General features: G+C 68.0%; 1 protein-coding gene. It reads left to right on the plus strand.

Translation table 11 applies throughout. From position 1 onward, the window contains the following. Positions 1 to 241: 241 nt before the first annotated feature. On the plus strand, positions 242 to 1935 hold a 1694-nt coding region (locus AB0E07_RS39820; protein WP_362263378.1), incomplete at its 3' end, for a beta-ketoacyl reductase.

Raw genomic sequence — 1935 nt, forward strand, 5'->3', positions numbered from 1 at the left:
GTTGGTGTTGCGGTCGGTTGATGTGGCGGGGTTGGGGGTGTTGGCGGGGCGTCGGGATGGGTTGTTCCGGGTGGAGTGGGGGGCTGTTGGGGGGTTCGGGGCTGGGGCGGCGGTTGGGTCCGGGTCTGGGTCTGGGTCTGGGGCTGGTGTTGGGTCTGGTTCTGGTGTGGGTGTGGGGCGGGGGTGGGCGCTCCTTGGGGACGCCGATCCCTTCGGATTCGGGTTGCCCTTCCATGGCGGCTTGGACGAGATCGCGGGCCTGGCCGAGTTGCCGTCCGCCGTGGTGCTCCCTGTTGACGGGGGCGGCTCCGGGTTCGCCGAGTCCGTCCATGACGCGGTTCTGAAGACCTGGGAAGCAGCGCGGAGTTGGCTGGCGGATGAGCGGTTCGCCGGGGTGCGGTTGGTTGTCGTGACGCGGGGTGCCGTGGGTGGTGTCAGCGGCGTCGATGACGGGCCTTCGGATCTTGCGGCTTCCGGGGTGTGGGGGCTGTTGCGGTCGGCCGAGGCGGAGAACCCGGGGCGGTTCGGGCTCGTCGACCTTGAACCGGGAGCTGTTGATGTCCAGGCCGCCGTCAAGGGGCTGTCCTCCGTGGTGGCGGGGGAGTGGCAGGTCGCGGTTCGTGGCGGTGAGGTGCTGGTGCCTCGGCTGGGGAGGGTGGGTTCTTCGGATTCCCCGGGTTCTTCGGCTTCTTCGGCTTCGGCGGGTTCTTCGGGTTCGTTGGTGGGGCGGTTTGGTGGTGGTGCGGTTCTCGTGACGGGTGGTACGGGGACTTTGGGTGGGTTGGTTGCGCGGCATTTGGTGGGTGAGTACGGGGTGCGGCGGCTGGTGTTGACCAGTCGGCGGGGTGTGGGTGTGCCGGGTGCGGTGGAGTTGGTGGAGGAGTTGGCGGCTGCGGGTGCGGTTGCCGAGGTGGTGGCCTGTGATGTGTCGGATCGTGCGGCGGTTGAGGAGTTGCTGGCCGCGTATCCGGTTACGGGGGTGGTGCACCTCGCCGGTGTCCTCGACGATTCCGTGGTCACCGGACTCACTCCTGAGCAATTCGGCCGTGTTCTGCGCCCCAAGGTGGATGCCGCTGTCCATCTGGACGAACTGACCCGCGACCTCGACCTCTCCGCCTTCGTCCTCTTCTCTTCCGTGGTTGGCGTATTCGGAGGCCCCGGTCAGGCCAACTACGCAGCTGCCAATACCTTCTTGGACGCGTTGGCGCAGCGGCGGCGGGCCGAGGGGTTGCCCGCGGTCTCGCTGGCCTGGGGCCTCTGGGCCGACGCCAGCGGAATGACGGGTCACATGGACCGGGCGGCCGTTGCCCGCATGACCCGCACCGGAATCGTCGCCCTCCCGTCCGACCAGGGTCTCGCCCTCTTCGACGCGGCCCTCGCCACGGATGAACCGCTGCTGGTCACCGCCCGTCTGAACACCTCCGCCGTCCGTGCCCAGGCCCCCAATGGCGTGGTACCGCCGCTGATGCGCGGCCTCGTCCGGGTCCCTGCTCGCCGGGCTGCCGGGAATGTCCAGGCCGGCGATGCCGCTGCAGACTCGCTCGTCCGGAGGCTGGCAGGCCTGTCGGATGCGGAGCAGCTCCGTGAACTCCTCGAAGTAGTGCGCTCCTGTGTCGCTCTCGTCCTGGGCCATGCGCCGGACCGGGCGCTCGACACGGATCGGACGTTCAAGGAGTTGGGTTTCGATTCGCTGTTGGCTGTTGAGTTGCGGAATCGGTTGGGCGAGGCGTTGGGGGTGAGGTTGCCGGCGACGTTGGTTTTTGATTTTCCGACGCCGGTGGCGGTGGCGGGTTTGCTGGTGGGCGAGTTGGTTGGTGTTTCGGGTTCTTCGGGTTCGTCCGGTTCTTCGGGTTCGTTGGGTGCGGGTGTTGTGGGTGTGGTGGGGGGTGGTGTTGCGGGGTCGGGTGTGGATTTGGTGTCTGATCCGGTGGTGAT

The organism is Streptomyces sp. NPDC048002 (assembly GCF_040653275.1).
GTDB lineage: Bacteria > Actinomycetota > Actinomycetes > Streptomycetales > Streptomycetaceae > Streptomyces.